The 19426-nt window shown below is 36.9% G+C and carries 22 protein-coding genes, 1 rRNA gene and 1 other annotated feature; of the genes, 22 read left to right on the forward strand and 1 reads right to left on the reverse strand.

Annotation, left to right across the window (positions count from 1 at the left end; all coding sequences use genetic code 11):
* Both rrf and WAK64_RS19090 read left to right on the forward strand, forming a co-directional pair.
* Nucleotides 1–104, forward strand: a 5S ribosomal RNA gene (gene rrf, locus WAK64_RS19085); the annotation flags it as partial.
* Between the two features lie 153 nt (nt 105–257).
* Nucleotides 258–398 (forward strand): hypothetical protein, encoded by a 141-nt coding sequence (locus WAK64_RS19090; RefSeq protein WP_336588674.1) that lies wholly within the window; start codon nt 258–260, stop codon nt 396–398.
* A 401-nt stretch (nt 399–799) separates the two neighbouring features.
* Here the strand turns inward: WAK64_RS19090 and WAK64_RS19095 are convergent, their stop codons facing one another.
* The gene (locus tag WAK64_RS19095; protein WP_336588603.1) at nt 800–940 is read right to left on the reverse strand and encodes a hypothetical protein; all 141 of its coding nucleotides are present in this window, start codon (nt 938–940) and stop codon (nt 800–802) included.
* 276 nt (nt 941–1216) lie between these two features.
* Here WAK64_RS19095 and WAK64_RS19100 point away from each other — a divergent pair, with 276 nt between their 5' ends.
* From WAK64_RS19100 to secE, 20 genes are all read left to right on the forward strand, one after another.
* Entirely contained in the window at nt 1217–1444 is a 228-nt protein-coding gene (locus WAK64_RS19100) for a hypothetical protein (RefSeq protein WP_336588604.1), read from the forward strand.
* Between the two features lie 271 nt (nt 1445–1715).
* The gene (locus WAK64_RS19105) at nt 1716–2414 is read left to right on the forward strand and encodes a Dph6-related ATP pyrophosphatase (protein WP_336588605.1); all 699 of its coding nucleotides are present in this window, start codon (nt 1716–1718) and stop codon (nt 2412–2414) included.
* A 527-nt stretch (nt 2415–2941) separates the two neighbouring features.
* The gene (locus tag WAK64_RS19110) at nt 2942–3403 is read left to right on the forward strand and encodes a CtsR family transcriptional regulator (RefSeq protein ID WP_336588606.1); all 462 of its coding nucleotides are present in this window, start codon (nt 2942–2944) and stop codon (nt 3401–3403) included.
* 21 nt (nt 3404–3424) lie between these two features.
* Nucleotides 3425–3961 carry a protein-arginine kinase activator protein McsA gene (locus tag WAK64_RS19115; RefSeq protein WP_336588607.1) on the forward strand — a complete coding sequence of 179 codons (537 nt, stop codon included), beginning with the start codon at nt 3425–3427 and terminating at the stop codon, nt 3959–3961.
* A complete protein-coding gene (locus tag WAK64_RS19120; RefSeq protein ID WP_336588608.1) occupies nt 3961–5019 on the forward strand; it encodes a protein-arginine kinase McsB in 1059 nt (352 codons plus the stop codon). Before WAK64_RS19115 ends, WAK64_RS19120 begins: the two co-directional genes overlap by 1 nt.
* Nucleotides 5020–5035: 16 nt before the next feature.
* Nucleotides 5036–7474 (forward strand): ATP-dependent protease ATP-binding subunit ClpC, encoded by a 2439-nt coding sequence (gene clpC, locus WAK64_RS19125; RefSeq protein WP_336588609.1) that lies wholly within the window; start codon nt 5036–5038, stop codon nt 7472–7474.
* A 156-nt stretch (nt 7475–7630) separates the two neighbouring features.
* Nucleotides 7631–9007 carry a DNA repair protein RadA gene (radA, locus tag WAK64_RS19130; RefSeq protein WP_336588675.1) on the forward strand — a complete coding sequence of 459 codons (1377 nt, stop codon included), beginning with the start codon at nt 7631–7633 and terminating at the stop codon, nt 9005–9007.
* A 22-nt stretch (nt 9008–9029) separates the two neighbouring features.
* Nucleotides 9030–10088, forward strand: a complete 1059-nt coding sequence (gene disA / locus WAK64_RS19135; RefSeq protein WP_336588610.1) for a DNA integrity scanning diadenylate cyclase DisA — start codon at nt 9030–9032, stop codon at nt 10086–10088.
* 184 nt (nt 10089–10272) lie between these two features.
* Entirely contained in the window at nt 10273–11364 is a 1092-nt protein-coding gene (locus WAK64_RS19140) for a PIN/TRAM domain-containing protein (RefSeq protein ID WP_336588611.1), read from the forward strand.
* A gap of 20 nt (nt 11365–11384) precedes the next feature.
* The gene (gene ispD, locus WAK64_RS19145) at nt 11385–12092 is read left to right on the forward strand and encodes a 2-C-methyl-D-erythritol 4-phosphate cytidylyltransferase (RefSeq protein ID WP_336588612.1); all 708 of its coding nucleotides are present in this window, start codon (nt 11385–11387) and stop codon (nt 12090–12092) included.
* A 14-nt stretch (nt 12093–12106) separates the two neighbouring features.
* Nucleotides 12107–12586, forward strand: coding sequence for a 2-C-methyl-D-erythritol 2,4-cyclodiphosphate synthase (gene ispF, locus WAK64_RS19150; RefSeq protein ID WP_336588613.1), 480 nt, complete (start codon nt 12107–12109; stop codon nt 12584–12586).
* A 71-nt stretch (nt 12587–12657) separates the two neighbouring features.
* The gene (gene gltX / locus WAK64_RS19155) at nt 12658–14115 is read left to right on the forward strand and encodes a glutamate--tRNA ligase (protein ID WP_336588614.1); all 1458 of its coding nucleotides are present in this window, start codon (nt 12658–12660) and stop codon (nt 14113–14115) included.
* Nucleotides 14116–14157: 42 nt separating this feature from the next.
* Nucleotides 14158–14376, forward strand: a binding site (T-box leader).
* Between the two features lie 121 nt (nt 14377–14497).
* Complete coding sequence (gene cysE, locus WAK64_RS19160) at nt 14498–15151, forward strand: serine O-acetyltransferase (protein WP_336588615.1); 654 nt, start codon at nt 14498–14500, stop codon at nt 15149–15151.
* On the forward strand, nt 15141–16538 hold the full coding sequence (gene cysS, locus WAK64_RS19165) for a cysteine--tRNA ligase (protein ID WP_336588616.1): 1398 nt from the start codon (nt 15141–15143) through the stop codon (nt 16536–16538). The genes cysE and cysS overlap by 11 nt, the downstream gene beginning before the upstream one ends.
* A 2-nt stretch (nt 16539–16540) precedes the next feature.
* Nucleotides 16541–16963, forward strand: a complete 423-nt coding sequence (locus WAK64_RS19170) for a Mini-ribonuclease 3 (protein ID WP_336588617.1) — start codon at nt 16541–16543, stop codon at nt 16961–16963.
* Entirely contained in the window at nt 16960–17703 is a 744-nt protein-coding gene (rlmB, locus tag WAK64_RS19175) for a 23S rRNA (guanosine(2251)-2'-O)-methyltransferase RlmB (protein WP_336588618.1), read from the forward strand. The genes WAK64_RS19170 and rlmB overlap by 4 nt, the downstream gene beginning before the upstream one ends.
* A gap of 5 nt (nt 17704–17708) precedes the next feature.
* Nucleotides 17709–18221 (forward strand): NYN domain-containing protein, encoded by a 513-nt coding sequence (locus WAK64_RS19180; RefSeq protein WP_336588619.1) that lies wholly within the window; start codon nt 17709–17711, stop codon nt 18219–18221.
* 71 nt (nt 18222–18292) lie between these two features.
* Nucleotides 18293–18949, forward strand: coding sequence for an RNA polymerase sporulation sigma factor SigH (gene sigH / locus WAK64_RS19185; RefSeq protein ID WP_336588620.1), 657 nt, complete (start codon nt 18293–18295; stop codon nt 18947–18949).
* Nucleotides 18950–19028: 79 nt separating this feature from the next.
* Complete coding sequence (gene rpmG, locus WAK64_RS19190; RefSeq protein WP_336588621.1) at nt 19029–19172, forward strand: 50S ribosomal protein L33; 144 nt, start codon at nt 19029–19031, stop codon at nt 19170–19172.
* Nucleotides 19173–19217: 45 nt separating this feature from the next.
* A complete protein-coding gene (secE, locus tag WAK64_RS19195; protein WP_336588622.1) occupies nt 19218–19397 on the forward strand; it encodes a preprotein translocase subunit SecE in 180 nt (59 codons plus the stop codon).
* The last annotated feature ends 29 nt before the right edge of the window (nt 19398–19426 follow it).

Raw genomic sequence — 19426 nt, forward strand, 5'->3', positions numbered from 1 at the left:
AGCAAAGAGGTCACACCCGTTCCCATACCGAACACGGAAGTTAAGCTCTTTAGCGCCGATGGTAGTTGGGGGCTTCCCCCTGTGAGAGTAGGACGTCGCCATGCACATTTAAAAACAGCTCATTGTGGGCTGTTTTTTTTATCTTTTTTACAGTTTAAATATGAAGGGATATCTTTTTTTGTCTAAATGGTAATTGATGTGTTCTTTAATGGTCATGGGGCATCGTTATTCCAAAGGAAAGAAGAAAATCATTAGACATTAACGAAGAAGACATGATGGAAATCTTTGTAGAGAGTGAACATATCACTCTCAGAAAATATCAATCTTATGAAGCTTGTGCAACCACCGGAGAAATATTTGCTGAGAACAAAAATAGAAGGCATTATTTTAAGTCCTAAAGGTGTTAAAGTTCTTGAGTAAACATGCTAATGGGTGCTAGGTGGGAGAAAGACATGCTAAATGAAATGCTCTGTAAAAATTTTAATATTAATATTTTGCATAAGTAGTGAAAATCCTTAATTATAAGGCTTCCACTACTTTTGACTACGAAAATTAATTAAAAGAATAAACTAACAATACCTAAACAATTAAAGATTAGGCTTACCATTGCCAACGGACTACCTGAATGCTTATTCGAATTATATTTCCTTTTCTCTTATTTTTCTTCTGTGGCTTTATATTCTTATAATATTGCTTATTTCTCTTTGGTTTGTTTTGTATGATAAAGACTACAATTAGTAAGTGTTATATAAGTAATAGGTACAATTAATTCCAACATCATCATTTTCCCTTTCAAATGTTATATTTTAATACGAGTCAAACCATCTGAATGAGATATACCGGTTAAAGAATAAACAAATGGTGCAAACATGATATTTGCTATAGTTCCTACCACAACCCAATAAAAGAAAAAAATACCTATCCATTTTAATAGACTCACTACGTAATATCTCCTTGTGGGTTTATTGGAAATTTGAAATAATTAATAATAAGTTAGAGAAAAGAGTTTGTGGAATAAGTAATGTAATAAGGAAAATAAAATTAGCTATAATAAGCAATTACTGTTTCGTTATTAAGTAGTTTAATCCTTCCTAGTTCTCCAAATAAAGAGTGTAATTGAACTTATCTCATATATTTTTGTTATTTATTTGGAAGAAATTTATTAAACTCTTAGCGGACGTAAAAAAAATTTTAATATACTCCCAAGGGAGAAAAAGTGGGGAAATATATATATCTTATTATAGGAATTGTTTTTCTGCTTTCTGGGTGTATTGTCGTATATAATGGCTACAAACCTAAAGTAGGGCCAATAGAAAATGGGCCGAATTATCAACATATTTGGTTTCTATTTTATATTTTTTCATTATACGCAACGGCAGCATTTATTAAATCTTTTTTGTTATTTAGAGTAGAAAAAATAGTTCAAAAAATAAATAATAACTAAGCTCCTAATTAAGTAAAAGGATTTGAGCATCAAATAAATAGATTGGTTTTATTGTGGAGTTAGAGTATCGAAAACCAAGTGTAGTATAGAGAAAGAATCTATCCATTTTGAAGAATACTGGCAGAAAAGTATATACCCTATGAAAGGATCATAAGAATTATACGTATGAATGAATTTAGAGGGTCGTTTTTTTTTGTTTCCTAAACACGTTTAAGTTTGCTTGGTTCAAGTATATTTGCAAATAATATTAATAAAATTTTTGGAGGTCCAGATGAAGGTTGTAGTTGGATTTAGCGGTGGAAAGGATTCCACTCTTGCATTATATAAAATACAAAATAATCCTAAATACGAGATTGATTCATTGCTAGTGACGCTTACAGAAGGAGTAAATCGCGTATCTATTCATGGAGTCCGTTATGAATTACTAAAGCTGCAGTCTGAGTCTTTAGGAATTCCATTACGAGAAGTCTGGCTACCACAGGACTGCTCTGATGAAAAGTATCAAGAATTAATGGGAAATGCTGTTACTAAAATGAAGGATGACAAGGTAACTCATATTGCATTTGGGGATATTCACCTACAGGATGTTCGGGAGTATAGAGAAAATATGCTGTTAAAAACGGGAATTTCCACACTCTTCCCTCTTTGGGGTAAACCAGTAGAGGAATTGAGTCATGAATTTATTAATCGTAAGTTTAAAACTGTACTGACGTGTATCGATTTGGATAAATTAGATAGGAGCTTCTCAGGCAGAGTATATGACTGGGAGTTTATAGAGGATTACCCTAAAGAAAAGCATGATATTTGTGGAGAGAATGGAGAATTCCACTCTTTTGTATTTGACGGCCCTAACTTTAAATTCCCAATAAAATATAAATTAGGTGAACAGAAAGTAACACCTGACTATTTTACTCAAAAGGACCGGTTTCTTTATATTGACCTAATCCCAATTAATTCATCAAATGAATAGAAAAAATAGAAAAATAATAAAGGTTGCCAAAGCTCCTCTTTATTTATACATCCATATGTAAGCTTGAGAAATACGGATTAGAGGCTCTCATGGAAAATTTAGATTTTTTAAATTCAAATATTATGCTATCTGAAACGTATAATGATAATCAGGCTAACCAGAACTATAATAATATAACTTAGAAAGAGCGCAGTAATAAAAACGCGCTTTTTTGTTTAGGTCCAAATAAATACTATAGTTTAACGGAATTGAATATCGAAAGAAATCATTGTTCATTCGTTGTAGAACGGATGTTTGTTATGAATTTAAATTGAGCCCAAGAAAGATAGGGAAAATAAAGCTTCGAGCTACTCTCTGCTTCACAATAAAGAAAGGTTTAAAAACAGTCATAGGCGTTAAAGATAATGGTGACATCAACGAATTATACATATCCTCAATTGTTGTGAAGTGAACTATTTGTCACGGAAAAGGAATGTGTAGTATAATTAAAGTCAAATATAGTCAAAGTCAGAAAAGGAGGAGGTTTGTTGAGAAATATATCAGATATAATTGAACACTATTTAAAGCAGGTTCTTCAAAAGAGTGAGTCGGATATCGTAGAGATAAAACGAAGTGAGATAGCGCATAAATTTCAATGTGTTCCTTCTCAAATCAATTATGTGATAAATACTCGATTTACAATAGAGAGGGGCTATTTAGTCGAAAGTAAACGAGGTGGTGGTGGTTTTATTCGAATTGCAAAGGTGCAAACACATGATAAAGCACACCTTATTGACCAAATTCTTTCAATGCTTGGAAATACGGTTTCTCAAGCAAGCTCAGAAAATGTAATTGTTCGCTTAATTGAAGAAGGAGCTATTTCAGAGCGAGAAGCTAAAATAATGCTTAGTGTGATGGATCGTTCCGTTATATATATAGATCTTCCTGTTCGTGATGAACTAAGAGCACGGATGTTAAAAAGTATGTTAATGACGTTAAAATACAAATAATTAAGAAAGAGAGGGAAGCACATGATTTGTCAGGAGTGTGGAGAAAAGCCTGCAACGCTTCATTTTACAAAAGTGATTAACGGGGAAAAAAATGAAATTCACTTATGTCAAAAGTGTGCTCAAGAGAAACAGGAATCTTTGTTTTTTAATGAAGGAGATATGTTCTCTGTCAATAATTTAGTTTCCGGTTTACTGAATATGACCACTTTCCCAAAACATAACCAATCAGTGGATCCCCGTACAGTTCAATGTGAAAACTGTCATATGACGTATGAACAATTTGTAAAAGTAGGTAAATTTGGCTGTCACCATTGCTATCAAACATTTAGTGAAAAGTTAGTGCCAATTTTAAAGAGGCTGCATAGTGGAAATCTGACTCATAACGGAAAGGTTCCAAAACGCCAGGGTGGTGCAATTCACTTAAAGAAAAAAGTGAATCAATTACGTCAAACGCTTCAAGAGCATATTGCTAATGAGGAATTTGAAAAAGCAGCAGAGCTCCGCGATGAAATTCGTTCCCTTGAAAAAACGCAAATTCAAAAGAGGGGGGATGCCTAATGTCATTAGAGCAATTTATGAGTAAAGCTGTAAGCTCTTGGATGAGTTCAGAAGGACCTTCTTCGGATATTGTTTTAAGCACGCGTATCCGACTTGCTCGTAATGTCACCTCCTATCGCTTTCCTACACTTTATAGTTCTCAAGATGCAAAGGCAATTGTGGACATGGTGGAAGAGATGAATAGTAACAGTCATCATGAAGTGGAATTATTTAAAATTAACGAACTTCAGCCATTACAAAAAAAGGTGTTAGTTGAAAAACACTTAATTAGTCCCCAGCTTGCTGAACATTCTCGTTTTGGTGCAGTAATATTAACTGAACAAGAAGATGTTAGTATCATGATTAATGAGGAAGATCATCTTCGAATTCAGTGTCTATTCCCCGGACTTCAGTTGAAGGAAGCTCTACATAAAGCCAATGAGATAGATGATTGGATGGAAGCAAGGTTGGATTTTGCATATGATGAAGAGAAGGGATACTTAACAAGTTGTCCGACGAATGTTGGAACTGGCTTAAGAGCGTCCGTAATGATGCATTTACCAGGTCTCTACCTTACACAACAGATGAATCGATTGGTTCCAGCTATTAACCAACTAGGATTAGTGGTGAGAGGGATTTACGGCGAGGGGAGCGAGGCGTTAGGGAATATTTTTCAAATATCTAACCAAATGACGCTAGGTAAATCAGAAGAAGAGATTATTGAAGATCTTCTAGGAGTAGTGAAACAAATCATTTCTCAAGAGCAATCTGCCCGTGAAGCATTAGTTAAGACTTCAGACATACAATTAGAAGACAGAGTATATCGTTCGTATGGTGTGTTAACGAATAGCCGAATTATTCATACTAAAGAAGCTGCTCAATGTTTATCCGATGTTAGACTAGGGATTGATTTAGGCTATATTTCAAATATATCCAGAAATATTTTGAATGAGTTAATGATTTTAACTCAACCAGGTTTTTTACAGCAATATGCAGGAGGCCCTTTAAGTACGGAAGAAAGGGATATAAGACGGGCGACATTGATTCGGGAACGTTTACAGTTAGAAAAAGATAATTGATTGGAGGATGGTCTAAATGATGTTTGGAAGATTTACAGAAAGAGCGCAGAAAGTACTTGCTTTAGCACAGGAAGAGGCAATTCGATTATCTCATAGTAATATTGGAACCGAGCACATTTTGTTAGGGCTTGTTAGAGAGGGAGAAGGAATTGCTGCCAAAGCATTAAATGGCTTAGGATTAAGTTCAGAAAAGATACAAAAAGAAGTAGAAAATTTAATCGGTAAAGGCAAAGAAAAAAATCAAAACATACATTATACTCCTCGTGCAAAAAAAGTGATTGAATTATCGATGGACGAAGCGAGAAAGCTAGGCCATTCCTACGTTGGAACGGAACATATTTTATTAGGGTTAATCCGTGAAGGTGAAGGAGTAGCAGCGAGAGTATTGAATAATCTTGGGGTAAGTTTAAATAAAGCGAGACAACAAGTACTACAACTTCTCGGCAGTAATGAGTCTAACGGTCACCAAACAGGAGGGGGAAATGCAAATACACCAACGCTCGATAGTTTAGCAAGGGACTTAACGGCTGTTGCCCGTGAAGGAAGTCTTGACCCGGTGATAGGGAGAAGTAAAGAAATTCAGCGAGTAATTGAAGTATTGAGTCGACGAACAAAAAATAACCCCGTTTTAATTGGAGAGCCTGGGGTAGGGAAAACGGCAATTGCAGAAGGGTTAGCACAACAAATCATCAATAATGAAGTACCGGAAATCCTAAGAGAGAAACGTGTGATGACTCTTGATATGGGAACAGTGGTTGCTGGAACTAAATATCGTGGGGAATTTGAGGATCGCTTAAAGAAAGTGATGGATGAAATTCGACAAGCTGGAAACATTATATTGTTTATCGATGAACTGCACACCTTGATTGGTGCTGGAGGAGCGGAAGGAGCTATCGATGCTTCTAACATTTTAAAGCCTTCGCTTGCTCGAGGTGAATTGCAATGCATTGGTGCTACTACTTTAGATGAATATCGAAAATATATTGAAAAGGATGCGGCATTAGAAAGACGTTTCCAACCGATTCAAGTAGATGAACCAACAACAGAAGAGTCTGTTCAAATATTAAAAGGACTTCGGGATCGCTATGAAGCACATCACCGAGTATCCATAACGGATGCTGCTATTGAAGCCGCGGTTAAGTTTTCGGATCGTTACATTTCAGATCGTTTCCTTCCTGATAAAGCAATCGACTTGATTGATGAAGCAGGTTCTAAAGTCCGTTTACGTTCTTATACAACACCTCCAAACTTAAAAGAGCTTGAATCGAAGTTGGAGGAAATCAGGAAAGAAAAAGATGCATCCGTTCAAAGTCAAGAATTTGAAAAAGCAGCAAGTTTACGTGATACCGAGCAACGTCTTCGTGAAGAACTAGAAGAAACAAAGAAAAATTGGAAACAAAAGCAGGGACAAGAAAATACTGAAGTCACAGTAGAGGATATTGCGACGGTTGTATCGAATTGGACAGGAGTACCTGTTTCAAAGTTAGCTCAGACAGAGACTGAAAAGCTTCTTAATTTAGAAGAGCTTCTCCATTCTCGTGTAATTGGCCAAAATGAAGCAGTGGTAGCTGTATCAAAAGCTGTACGACGGGCTCGAGCGGGTTTAAAGGATCCTAAACGTCCAATTGGTTCTTTTATATTCCTAGGCCCAACGGGTGTAGGGAAGACTGAATTGGCTCGTGCGTTAGCGGAAGCGATGTTTGGTGATGAAGAAGCAATGATTCGTATCGACATGTCAGAATATATGGAGAAACATTCGACTTCACGTCTAGTTGGATCACCACCTGGGTATGTAGGATATGATGAAGGGGGACAGTTAACGGAAAAAGTTCGTCGCAAGCCGTATTCTGTCGTGTTACTAGATGAGGTTGAGAAGGCTCACCCTGATGTATTTAACGTTCTATTACAAGTCCTAGAGGATGGTCGATTAACCGATTCAAAAGGGAGAACAGTTGACTTTAGAAACACGGTATTAATTATGACCTCTAATATAGGTGCTTCAACTTTAAAACAAAATAAATACGTAGGCTTCAATGTTCAAGATACAACACAAGATTATAAAGATATGAAAAGTAAAGTATTGGAGGAGCTAAAGAAGGCCTTCCGTCCAGAATTTTTAAATCGTATTGATGAATTGATTGTATTCCACTCACTAGAAAAAGACCATTTGAAGGATATCGTATCACTAATGGCTAATCAATTAACAAAGAGGTTAAAGGAGCAAAACATTTCTCTAACTTTATCTGAAAAAGCTAAAGAGAAGATTGTTGAAGAAGGCTTTGACCTTGAATATGGAGCTCGACCGTTAAGAAGAGCGATTCAAAAACATGTGGAAGATCGATTATCAGAAGAACTACTAAAGGGAAAAGTGCTTACAGGGCAGGATATTGAAATTGATGTGCAAGAAAATGAATTTACCGTTGTTATAAAAGAAACATCTGACTCGGCTTTATAACGCAGCAAGGAGAGGTACACGGAATAGATTGGATCGTGTACCTCTTTTTCATATATATTTAATTAAATGTAGTTGTTTCAGTTCAGGATTAAAAGGCTAAGAAATACGTAGTGCTCTAAATTAATAGGTAATTTGTTTATTAGGAAGGGAAAAATGATGGCAAAGAAGAAAACAAAGTTTATGTGTCAATCTTGTGGGTATGAATCACCAAAGTGGATGGGGAGGTGTCCTGGGTGTAATGAGTGGAATACGATGGTTGAAGAAGTGGAAGTTACGAATCAAAGGCCCCGTGGAGCCTTTGTACACTCCTCACCTTCGTCCTCGAATAAAGCAGCACCTATTACGTCCATAGAGTCTGTTCAAGAACCAAGAGTTTTCACGGGGAGTAAAGAACTAAACCGTGTGCTAGGTGGAGGTGTTGTCCCTGGTTCACTAGTATTAATTGGTGGAGACCCAGGTATAGGTAAGTCCACTTTATTATTGCAGGTTTCCGCACAGCTTGCCGAAAGAAATCAAAAGGTATTATATATTTCAGGAGAAGAGTCAATCAAACAGACTAAATTAAGGGCAGATCGATTAAATATTAAAGCGGAGGAGCTGTATGTATATTCCGAAACGAGTCTCGAGCTTATCTCAGGAACAATAGACAAAATGGCTCCAAATTTAGTAATTATTGATTCAATCCAAACAATATTCCACCCAGAGGTTACATCTGCTCCTGGAAGTGTATCTCAAGTTAGAGAGTGTACAGCAGAATTAATGAGGATTGCAAAAACAAAAGGTATTGCAATTTTTATCGTAGGGCATGTTACTAAAGAAGGGTCCATTGCAGGTCCTAGAATGCTAGAGCATATGGTTGATACAGTCTTATACTTTGAGGGAGAACGCCACCACTCTTATAGAATTTTACGCGCTGTAAAAAATCGTTTTGGTTCCACCAATGAAATGGGTATTTTTGAAATGAAAGAAACAGGGTTGGAAGAAGTGGAAAACCCATCGGAAATCTTTTTAGAAGAAAGATCTCAAGGAGCTTCTGGTTCTACCGTAGTTGCATCGATGGAAGGAACTCGCCCAGTTTTGGTTGAGCTACAAGCATTAATTTCCCCTTCAAGTTTTGGAAATCCTCGAAGAATGGCCACAGGAATGGATCACAATCGTGTTTCCTTGCTAATGGCGGTGTTAGAGAAGCGAGTAGGGATGCTTTTACAAAATCAAGATGCTTATTTAAAAGTCGCTGGTGGGGTCAAGTTAAATGAGCCAGCTATTGATTTAGCTATGGTCATATCGATTGCCTCTTCTTTCCGTGATCAACCGACGAAAGCAACAGATTGTATTATAGGGGAAGTTGGATTAACTGGAGAAGTTCGACGCGTTTCAAGAATCGAACAACGTGTCCACGAGGCTGCTAAACTTGGCTTTAGAAGGGCGATTATTCCAGCTAATAATCTAGATGGATGGAAAAAACCAGAAGGAATAGAGGTTATCGGAGTATCGCATGTAGGTGAAGCGTTAAAAACAGCATTAGGAGGATAACAAGACACGGAGGAGAGGGCTTATGGAATATAAATCTATGTCCGAAATTTTGAAGTTTATCGCACCAGGGACCCCCATTCGAGAAGGAATTGATAATGTTTTAAGAGCGAATACTGGAGGGTTAATTGTTCTTGGATATAATGATAAAATGAAAGACCTTGTGGATGGAGGATTCCATATAAATTCTTTATTTTCCCCTAGTTATTTATATGAATTAGCGAAAATGGATGGTGCTATTATACTAAATGAAAAAGGAAGTAAGATTTTATTAGCGAATGCCCAACTAGCCCCTGATCCTCGTATCACGTCTTCCGAAACCGGAATGCGCCACCGAACGGCAGAGCGAGTCGCGAAAGAAACAAAAGCTCTTGTCGTTGCAATTTCACAACGAAGAAATGTTATCACGGTCTATCAAGGTGACTTTCGGTATGCATTGAAGGATATTTCTGTTATTTTAACGAAAGCCAATCAAGCTATTCAAACGTTAGAAAAATATAAAGTAGTTCTTGATCAAAGTACCTCTAATTTGTCCGTCCTGGAGTTTGAAGAACTTGTCACATACAGTGATTTACTTCAAGTGTTACATCGTTTTGAAATGGTTCTTCGAATTAAGAATGAATTGCTATCCTATTTGAATGAATTAGGAACAGAGGGGAGATTAATTCGTTTACAAATGAATGAGCTGCTAGTAGATATTGATGAGGAAGCGATGCTTATTATACGAGATTATGCAGCCGAACAGCAGATTAAACCGTTTGAAAAGTTAAAGAAATTTCAAGAGCTTGCTCATAACGAAGTATTAGATGATGCTGTCCTATTAAAATTATTAGGATTTCATGGCTACATTCCGTTAGACGATATTATTTGTCCAAGAGGCTATCGGGTGTTAAATAAAATTCCTCGATTACCACTTGTTATTGTTGAAAATTTGGTAACGACTTATACTCATTTAGCTAATATCGTGAAAGCTTCTGTCTCCGACTTAGATGATGTTGAAGGAATTGGAGAGGTAAGAGCACGAAAAATAAAAGAAGGATTGAAGCTAATAAAAGAACAAACTTTTGCAGAGCGTCAGTTATAAAGGTGTAAATTGACATCTAACAGGTGATGATGGTATTATTTTACAAACAAAAGAGTAATATTTTATTCAATGATTATTTTAAATTATCAATAAAATATCTTTTTTGTGACAAATATTAAAAATAGGGTTTAAAACTAGATGAGTTTGAGAAAATGATTATAATAATGAAAAAGGAGGTGTGGGAATGTTAAAGAGAATTGTCCAAGTGTGCTTTCTATTTATTGGAGGAACACTAGGAGTCTTTCTTCTTCCAAATTTGTTGCAATTAGTCAATTTCGAAGACATTCCTTTTATTAATAACCCGTATATGACGGCCTTTTTAGGTGCTATTATTTTTTATCTTTTAACTTTTTGGGTTGTTGAATTCGTTGTAAATTTTGTTAAATGGTTTGAGGATTCTCTTGTAAAAACCCCTGCGGTTGAAATATTATTTGGTAGTATTGGGTTGATTTTTGGTTTAATTTTAGCGTTTTTATCTGGCTTACCTATTAGTAGAATTGAGTTTCCTTTCGTGAATACCGTTGTCCCTATTCTTTTAACGCTTCTATTAGGTTATATTGGCTTTCAGGTTGGTTTTAAAAAGCGAGAAGAATTAATTAGTTTATTTACATTAGGGAATAAAGGAAATAAAAAGAAGGCAGCTGAAGAGGATCTTGACCTTCCTGCCAAAACCCTCAAGATCCTTGATACAAGTGTCATTATTGATGGAAGGATCGCAGACATTTGCCAAACAAGGTTTTTAGAGGGCATTATTGTTATTCCTCAGTTCGTACTTGAAGAACTACAGCATATTGCGGATTCCTCTGATGTATTAAAAAGGAACCGTGGTCGAAGAGGTTTAGATATTTTAAATCGAATTCAGAAAGATTTGCCTGTTGAAGTTCAAATTTACGAAGGAGATTTTGAGGACATCGGGGAAGTAGACAGTAAACTTGTGAAGTTAGCGAAGATAACACAAGGAATCGTTGTCACAAACGATTATAATTTAAATAAAGTGTGTGATTTACAAAATGTACAAGTGCTCAATATTAATGATTTAGCTAATGCTGTAAAACCCGTTGTTTTACCTGGTGAGGAGATGGAGGTACAAGTGATTAAAGATGGTAAAGAACATAACCAAGGAATTGCCTACTTAGACGATGGGACAATGATTGTTGTCGAAGAAGGAAAAAATTTCATTGGTAAGCATATCGATGTTCTTGTTACATCTGTCTTACAAACATCAGCAGGAAGAATGATTTTTGCAAAACCAAAATTATTAGAACGAGCGTTGTAATAGAGTAAGGAGTAGAAAAGATGACTTATGATGTAATAATTCCTGCAGCGGGAAAAGGAAAGAGGATGGGCGCTCATTGCAATAAGTTGTTGTTGGAACTTCATGAAGTTCCGATTATTGTCCATACCCTTCGGATATTTGAACAAGACCCCCTGTGCAGAAATACAATTGTCGTCATCCATTCAGAGGAAGAAGAAATTTTTCTAAAGCTTCTATCGGAATATAATCTTCAAAAGGTAAGCAAGCTAGTGTATGGAGGGACAGAGCGTCAGTTTAGTGTTTTTAATGGAATGCGATCACTTTCAGACTCTGAGATAGTGCTGGTACACGACGGAGCTCGTCCGTTTGTTACCCAGAATACTATTCATGCACTTGTGGAAGCAGCTAAAACAAATGGAGCCGCGGTTGCTGCTGTACCTGTAAAAGATACGATAAAAGTGGTTCAACAGCAAACCGTGATGGAAACTTTGGATCGATCTAGCTTGTGGTCAGTGCAAACACCACAAGCTTTTCGTTTTTCTCTTCTTGAACATGCCCATGAGGAAGCATCAAGGCAGCAATTTTTAGGAACGGATGACGCTTCCCTTGTAGAACGATTAGGGAAACCAGTGACAATTGTAGAATCTGATTATGATAATATTAAGCTAACGACAAAAGAGGATTTGTTTTTCGCGGAGTCAATCATTCAAAAGCGGAATGAAATATCTTCTAAGAAAATGCCAAAATAAAGGAGAAAAAATTCATGTTTCGTATTGGTCAAGGATATGATGTTCATCAACTAGTAGAAAACCGTCCATTAATCATTGGAGGAATAGAAATCCCTCATGAGAAAGGGCTTCTTGGTCACTCGGATGCAGATGTCTTATTACATGTTATTGCTGATGCCGCATTAGGGGCCATTGGAGCGGGAGATATAGGAAAGCACTTCCCAGATACTGATGCAGCGTTTAAGGACGCGGATTCTGGTAAGCTTTTGACTCATGTTTGGGAATTGGTAAAAGAAGCGGGATATGAACTAGGTAATATTGATTGTACCATTATTGCTCAAAAGCCAAAAATGGCACCACATATTTCAAAAATGAAAAATCGAATAGCCGACCTGTTGGAAGCTTCTCCTACACAAGTAAATGTTAAGGCGACGACGACTGAAAAATTAGGATTTACTGGACGTGGTGAAGGTATTGCTGCTCAAGCAACGATTTTACTACAGAAGACAAACTAAAGGGCTTTCTTCTAAGAGATAACGGTGATAAAATGGAGCAATAGTTAATCGGAGTTTGAGGAGGAAAAGTGATGACAAATGAGGTTCGAGTACGTTATGCACCAAGTCCAACAGGACATTTACATATAGGTAACGCCCGTACGGCATTATTTAATTATTTATATGCACGTAACAACAATGGGAAGTTTATTATTCGTATTGAAGATACTGATAAAAAAAGAAACATTGAAGGTGGAGAAGAGAGTCAGCTTCGCTATCTAAAATGGCTAGGAATTGACTGGGATGAGAGTGTTGATGTGGGAGGGGAATACGGCCCTTATCGACAATCAGAACGTAATGATATTTATAAAAAGTATTACAATCAGCTGTTAGAAGAAGGTAAGGCGTATCATTGCTATTGTACTGAGAAAGAACTAGAAGCAGAGCGCGATGTGCAAGCATCTAACGGACAAATGCTTGGTTACTCTGGGAAATGTCGCCATCTTTCAGAAGAAGACAAGAAGAGATTTAAGCAGGAGGGCCGTACACCTAGCATTCGAATTAAGATACCTGCTGGAGTAGTGTATTCCTTTAATGACATGGTTAAAGAGGATGTATCATTTGAATCATCTGGCATGGGTGACTATGTCATTGTGAAGAAAGATGGTACACCGACTTATAACTTCGCGGTAGTTATTGATGATCACTTAATGAGAATTTCACATGTTCTTCGAGGCGAAGATCATATATCTAATACGCCTAAACAACTTGTTGTTTATGAAGCATTTGGTTGGGAGCCACCGACATTTGGTCATATGACACTTATTGTTAATGAGAACCGAAAGAAATTAAGTAAACGTGATGAAAGTATCATTCAATTTATTGAACAGTATGAAGAGCTTGGCTATTTACCAGAGGCTTTATTCAATTTTATTGCCTTATTAGGCTGGTCACCAAAAGGAGAAGAAGAAATTTTCACAAAAGAGGACTTAATTGACATTTTTGATCCGTCACGACTGTCAACTTCACCAGCTGTATTTGATAAACAAAAATTAACTTGGATGAACAACCAATACATTAAAAACTTAGAAATAGATCAATTAGTTGATTTAGCTCTTCCTCATCTAGTGAAAGCTGATTTACTTAAAGAACCGATTGAAGAACAGCAAAAGGCATGGGCCAAAGAGCTAATCGCTCTTTTCCAAGATAAAATGAGTTATGGGGAAGAAATTGTTCAACACTCTGAGCTATTCTTTCAAGAGAATGTACAGTACGAAGAAGAAGCAAATCAAATTTTAGCAGAGGAGCAAGTCCCTGAGGTTCTTTCTGTATTTTTACAAAAAATACAAGAACTCGATGAGTTTGTAGCTCCTGAAATTAAATCAGCAATGAAGGCTGTCCAAAAAGAGACCGGCCATAAAGGTAAGAAGCTCTTTATGCCAATTCGTGTAGCGATAACAGGACATATGCATGGTCCAGATTTACCTTACGCGATTCAATTATTGGGAAAAGACAAGGTGAAAAAACGCCTTGAAGGAGTTTTAAATTAACATTTTTGAGGAAATGTAATATAGTATATATAATACAATAGCGTGAAAATGTTGAAGAGGAGAAGTAAATAATCAAAAACTAATAGAGAAAACCACCTTGGCTGGAAGTGGTTAGTGTTCTGATTATTGAAATGCACCTTGGAGTCCTTTGCTGAATAAAGTAAGCGAAGGCGGTTGAACCGTTACCCTGACTTTGAGTTGAGAGAATGTAATTTACATTTTCTAAACAGAGTGGAACCGCGCTTAGAAAGCGTCTCTGTCTTTTGCAGAGACGCTTTTTTGCGTGAACAGTATACGTTCTTATGGGGTGTGTTTAAGGGGCTTCTCCTATGATACTTACGCATTACTATATAAAACCAGGTGATGGGAAAGGGGGATTTTCATGTTAGGAATATTTAAAGAGGATATTGATGTGATTTTTGATCAAGACCCGGCAGCACGAAGTTACTTTGAAGTGATCCTTACTTACTCTGGTTTACATGCCGTTTGGTCACATCGAATTGCGCATGCTTTATTTAAGCGGAAATTATATTTTCTAGCACGTGCTACATCACAAATAAGTCGATTTTTTACGGGAATTGAAATTCATCCGGGAGCAAAAATTGGTCGACGTTTTTTTATTGACCATGGGATGGGTGTTGTGGTTGGGGAAACATGTGAAATAGGAGATAATGTTACGATCTATCAAGGTGTAACACTTGGTGGTACAGGAAAGGAAAAAGGAAAACGCCATCCTACTCTTGAAAGTAATGTACTTATAGCGGCTGGTGCTAAAGTATTAGGTTCGATTACGGTTGGAGAAAATTCGAAAATTGGTGCTGGTTCTGTCGTATTAAAAGATGTGCCGAATAATTCTACGGTTGTTGGTATTCCAGGAAAAGTAGTTGTAAAAGATGGTGTAAGAGTGAAACAGGATTTAAATCATAGTGACCTTCCGGATCCAGTTGCGGATCGATGTGAGGAGATGCAGCGTGAAATTGATCAATTACGAGAACAAATTGAAACAGAAGAAAGGGGCCTAAAACATGAGCATTAAGGTTTTTAATACATTAACAAGGTCAAAAGAAGAGTTTGAGCCGTTAGAAGAGGGAAAGGTAAAGATGTATGTATGCGGTCCAACCGTATATAACTATATTCATATTGGAAATGCGCGGCCTGTTATTGTTTTTGATACGGTACGTAGATATTTAGAATATCGTGGATATGAAGTTCAGTTTATTTCTAATTTTACAGATGTTGATGACAAACTTATACGAGCAGCAAATGAGCTTGGTGAGGATGTTCCAACCATTGCGCAACGCTTTATTAACGCTTATTTTGAAGACACAGAGGCGTTAGGTTGTAATCGAGCAGACCTTCACCCTAGAGTAACAGAAAATATGGATATTATTATTGAGTTTATACAAGCATTAATTGAAAAGGATTATGCGTATGAGTCGGGTGGAGACGTGTATTATCGAACTCGCAAATTTGATCAATATGGAAAGTTATCACATCAGCCAATTGACGATTTACAATTGGGCGCACGAATTGACGTGGGAGAGAAAAAGGAAGATGCACTCGATTTTGTCCTTTGGAAAGCGGCAAAAGAAGGGGAAATTTATTGGGAGAGTCCTTGGGGAAAAGGACGGCCGGGTTGGCATATTGAATGTTCTGCAATGGCTAGAAAGTATTTAGGTGATACTATTGATATCCATGCCGGCGGGCAAGACCTAGCGTTTCCACATCATGAAAATGAGATTGCTCAGTCCGAAGCTTTAACAGGAAAAACGTTCGCTCGCTATTGGATGCATAATGGTTATGTGAATATAGACAATGAAAAAATGTCAAAATCGCTCGGGAATTTCGTTCTCGTTCATGACATTTTAAAAGAACAAGATCCACAGGTCCTACGATTTTTTATGCTTTCGGTTCATTATCGTCATCCGATTAATTACAGTATAGATTTAGTTGAAAGCACGAAAGCAGCACTAGAACGGTTAAAAACATCTTATGATAATTTAAAACATCGCAAAAATTCAAGTGCCAATTTAGTTCAAGATGAGCAAAAGTGGGAAAATGTGATTGCGAAACTACACGAAGAATTTTTGACTGCCATGGATGATGATTTTAATACAGCTAATGCTATTTCAGTATTATTTGAGCTCTCAAAACAAGCAAATTACTACTTACAAGAGCAAAATACGTCTGAAAACGTCATTCATGCTTTTATGCAGGAATTTGAGGTGTTATTCACTATTTTGGGATTAACGCTTGAAGAGGAAGACTTATTAGATGAAGAGGTTGAAGAACTTATTCAAAAACGTCTAAAAGCTCGAAAAGACCGCGACTTCCAACTAGCTGATGAAATTCGAGATCAGTTAAAAGATCAGAACATTATATTAGAAGATACACCTCAAGGAACACGTTGGAAAAGAGGCTAATTATGTTATTTGAAGAAACTCACAAAAATGCAAAGCAAATGAATGCTCTTGCCTTAGCTTATATGGGAGATGCGGTGTATGAGATGTACGTACGCCGCTATCTTCTTGAAAGAGGAAAAGTAAAGCCAAATTTACTACATCGCGAAGCAACTAAGTTTGTCTCAGCTAAAGCCCAAGCTACCATCCTTAAGGAGTTATTAGAAAATGATGCTTTAACGGAAGAGGAGCTTTCAGTAATGCGAAGAGGAAGGAATGCAAAATCTGGCTCAATTCCAAAGAATACAGATGTTCAAACGTACCGTTACAGTTCAGCGTTTGAAGCAGTAATTGGTTATTTATATTTACTTAATCGAATTGATCGAATTGAAGAATTAATGACAAACATTCTTAAAGACGTAGGAGTAAAGAAAGGAGGGGCAATATGAGTAAAGATTATATTGCTGGAAAAAACCCCGTTATTGAGGCGTTAAAATCAGAACGTGATGTAAATAAAGTCTGGATTGCAGAAGGATCTCAAAAAGGAGCAATGCAGCAAGTCGTAAGGCTAGCAAAAGAATCTAACGTTTTGATTCAATACGTGCCAAAACAAAAGATGGATACGATGGTGAAAGAAAACCATCAAGGAGTGGTCGCTCAAGTAGCAGCTTATCAATATGCAGAGCTGGATGAACTTTATCTAAGGGCAGAAGAGAAACAGGAGCAGCCTTTTTTTCTTCTTTTGGACGAGCTTGAAGATCCGCATAATCTAGGTAGTATTATGAGGACAGCCGATGCAATCGGTGCGCATGGTATTGTAATTCCGAAGAGGCGTGCAGTTGGTTTAACGGCTACAGTTGCCAAGGCATCTACGGGAGCCATCGAGTATGTACCTGTTGCACGAGTAACCAATTTAGCAAGAACAATTGATGAATTTAAAGAGCGGGGAATTTGGATTGTTGGGACAGATGCTAAAGGTAGCGATGATTATCGGAATTTGGACGGTACGATGCCATTATGTTTAGTAATTGGTAGTGAAGGGAAAGGAATGGGTCGATTAATTCGTGATAAATGTGACTTTCTTGTTCACCTTCCAATGAGTGGCCATGTCACTTCTTTAAATGCGTCAGTTGCGGCCAGTTTGTTAATGTACGAAGTGTATCGTAAACGCTGCCCATTAGGGGAATAGTTGAGATGAAGAATATCCTCATTGTGGATGGATATAACATTATTGGTGCCTGGCCAGAATTAAGGGAGATGAAAGAATACGATTTATCCCAGGCTAGGGACCGCTTAGTTGAGTATATGGCGGAGTATCAAGGGTATACAGGTTATAGGGTGATTGTAGTGTTTGATGCTTATTACGTTCAAGGGACGACAAGGAAATATAATAACTATAAAGTTGACGTGTTATTTACACGTGAAAACGAAACGGCTGATGAAAGAATTGAGAAGCTTGCGATTGAATTAAATAACTTGAAAACACAAATATACGTTGCAACATCGGATTATATAGAACAATGGGCGATTTTTGGTCAAGGTGCATTGAGGAAATCGGCTAGAGAACTATTAACAGAAACGTTAAGTATTCAGCACCGAATAGAAAAGAGAGTCCAGAAAACAAGGGATAAGAGTCCAGCCTCTAAAATTCCTCTTTCAGAAGAAGTGGCAGAAATTTTTGAAAAATGGCGCCGAGGAGAGCGATGAGCAGTTGAAGTCGCTTTCATTGTGCTGTATAATATTTCTATCTATTGTTTTGCGGGTTCGGAGGGATACGTGTGGTTGTAAATGACAACGGAAATAACGATGTCCTTAATGAATGGGAGTTATTAGATGATGAAAAAATCATCGAACTTGTTCATCGAGGAGACAGCGATGCATTAGATTTTTTGATTCGTAAATATCGGAATTTTGTGAGAGCTAAGGCTAGATCATATTTTTTAATAGGGGCCGATAAAGAAGATATTGTTCAGGAGGGAATGGTTGGATTATATAAAGCCATTCGTGATTATAAAGAGGACAAGCTTACTTCTTTTAAAGCGTTTGCTGAACTATGTATAACTAGACAAATTATTACAGCAATAAAAACAGCAACACGCCAAAAGCATATTCCCCTTAATTCTTATGTTTCTCTAGATAAGCCAATTTATGATGAAGAATCTGATCGAACATTAATGGATGTGATTACAGGTACAAAGGCAACGGACCCACAAGAGCTTATTGTCAATCGTGAAGAGTTTGATAATATGGAGGACAAGATGGCGGAGCTTTTGAGTGATTTAGAAAGAAAAGTATTGGCATTATATTTAGATGGCCAGTCTTATCAAGAAATATCGGAAGAACTTGACCGTCATGTGAAATCGATTGATAATGCATTGCAACGCGTTAAAAGGAAGCTAGAGCGGTATTTAGAAGTAAGAGAATTTACGCTTTAGTTGGCCGTGTCATTGACACGAATGGGTTATGCGTGTTATTTTTTAAAAAAGATATTAACCCTTATAGCAGGAGAACGATATGAGCAATAAAACAATTTTGGCTTGCAGTCACTGTGGGACACGCAATTATTCCACAGTCAGCAAAAAACAAGAACAACGTCTAGAAGTAAAGAAGTATTGTAAGCAATGTAATGCACATACTGTTCACAAAGAAACACGGTAGTTATTATAGATTGACATCTTATCTATCTTTGGAGGTTGCTTGCAAATGTCTAGCATTTTGAAATTTTTCCGCAACGTATCACTAGAAATGAAAAAAGTAAGCTGGCCAAGACGAAAAGAGCTTACTCGCTATACAATTACTGTTATTACAACAGTAGTGTTTGTTGCAGTCTTTTTTGCTATTGTAGATTTAGGGATTTCAGAACTAATTAACTTAATTCTATAATTTCAAAAGAAATCCTATTAATATTGTAT

It is taken from the genome of Bacillus spongiae (assembly GCF_037120725.1).
Lineage (GTDB): Bacteria > Bacillota > Bacilli > Bacillales > Bacillaceae_K > Bacillus_CI > Bacillus_CI spongiae.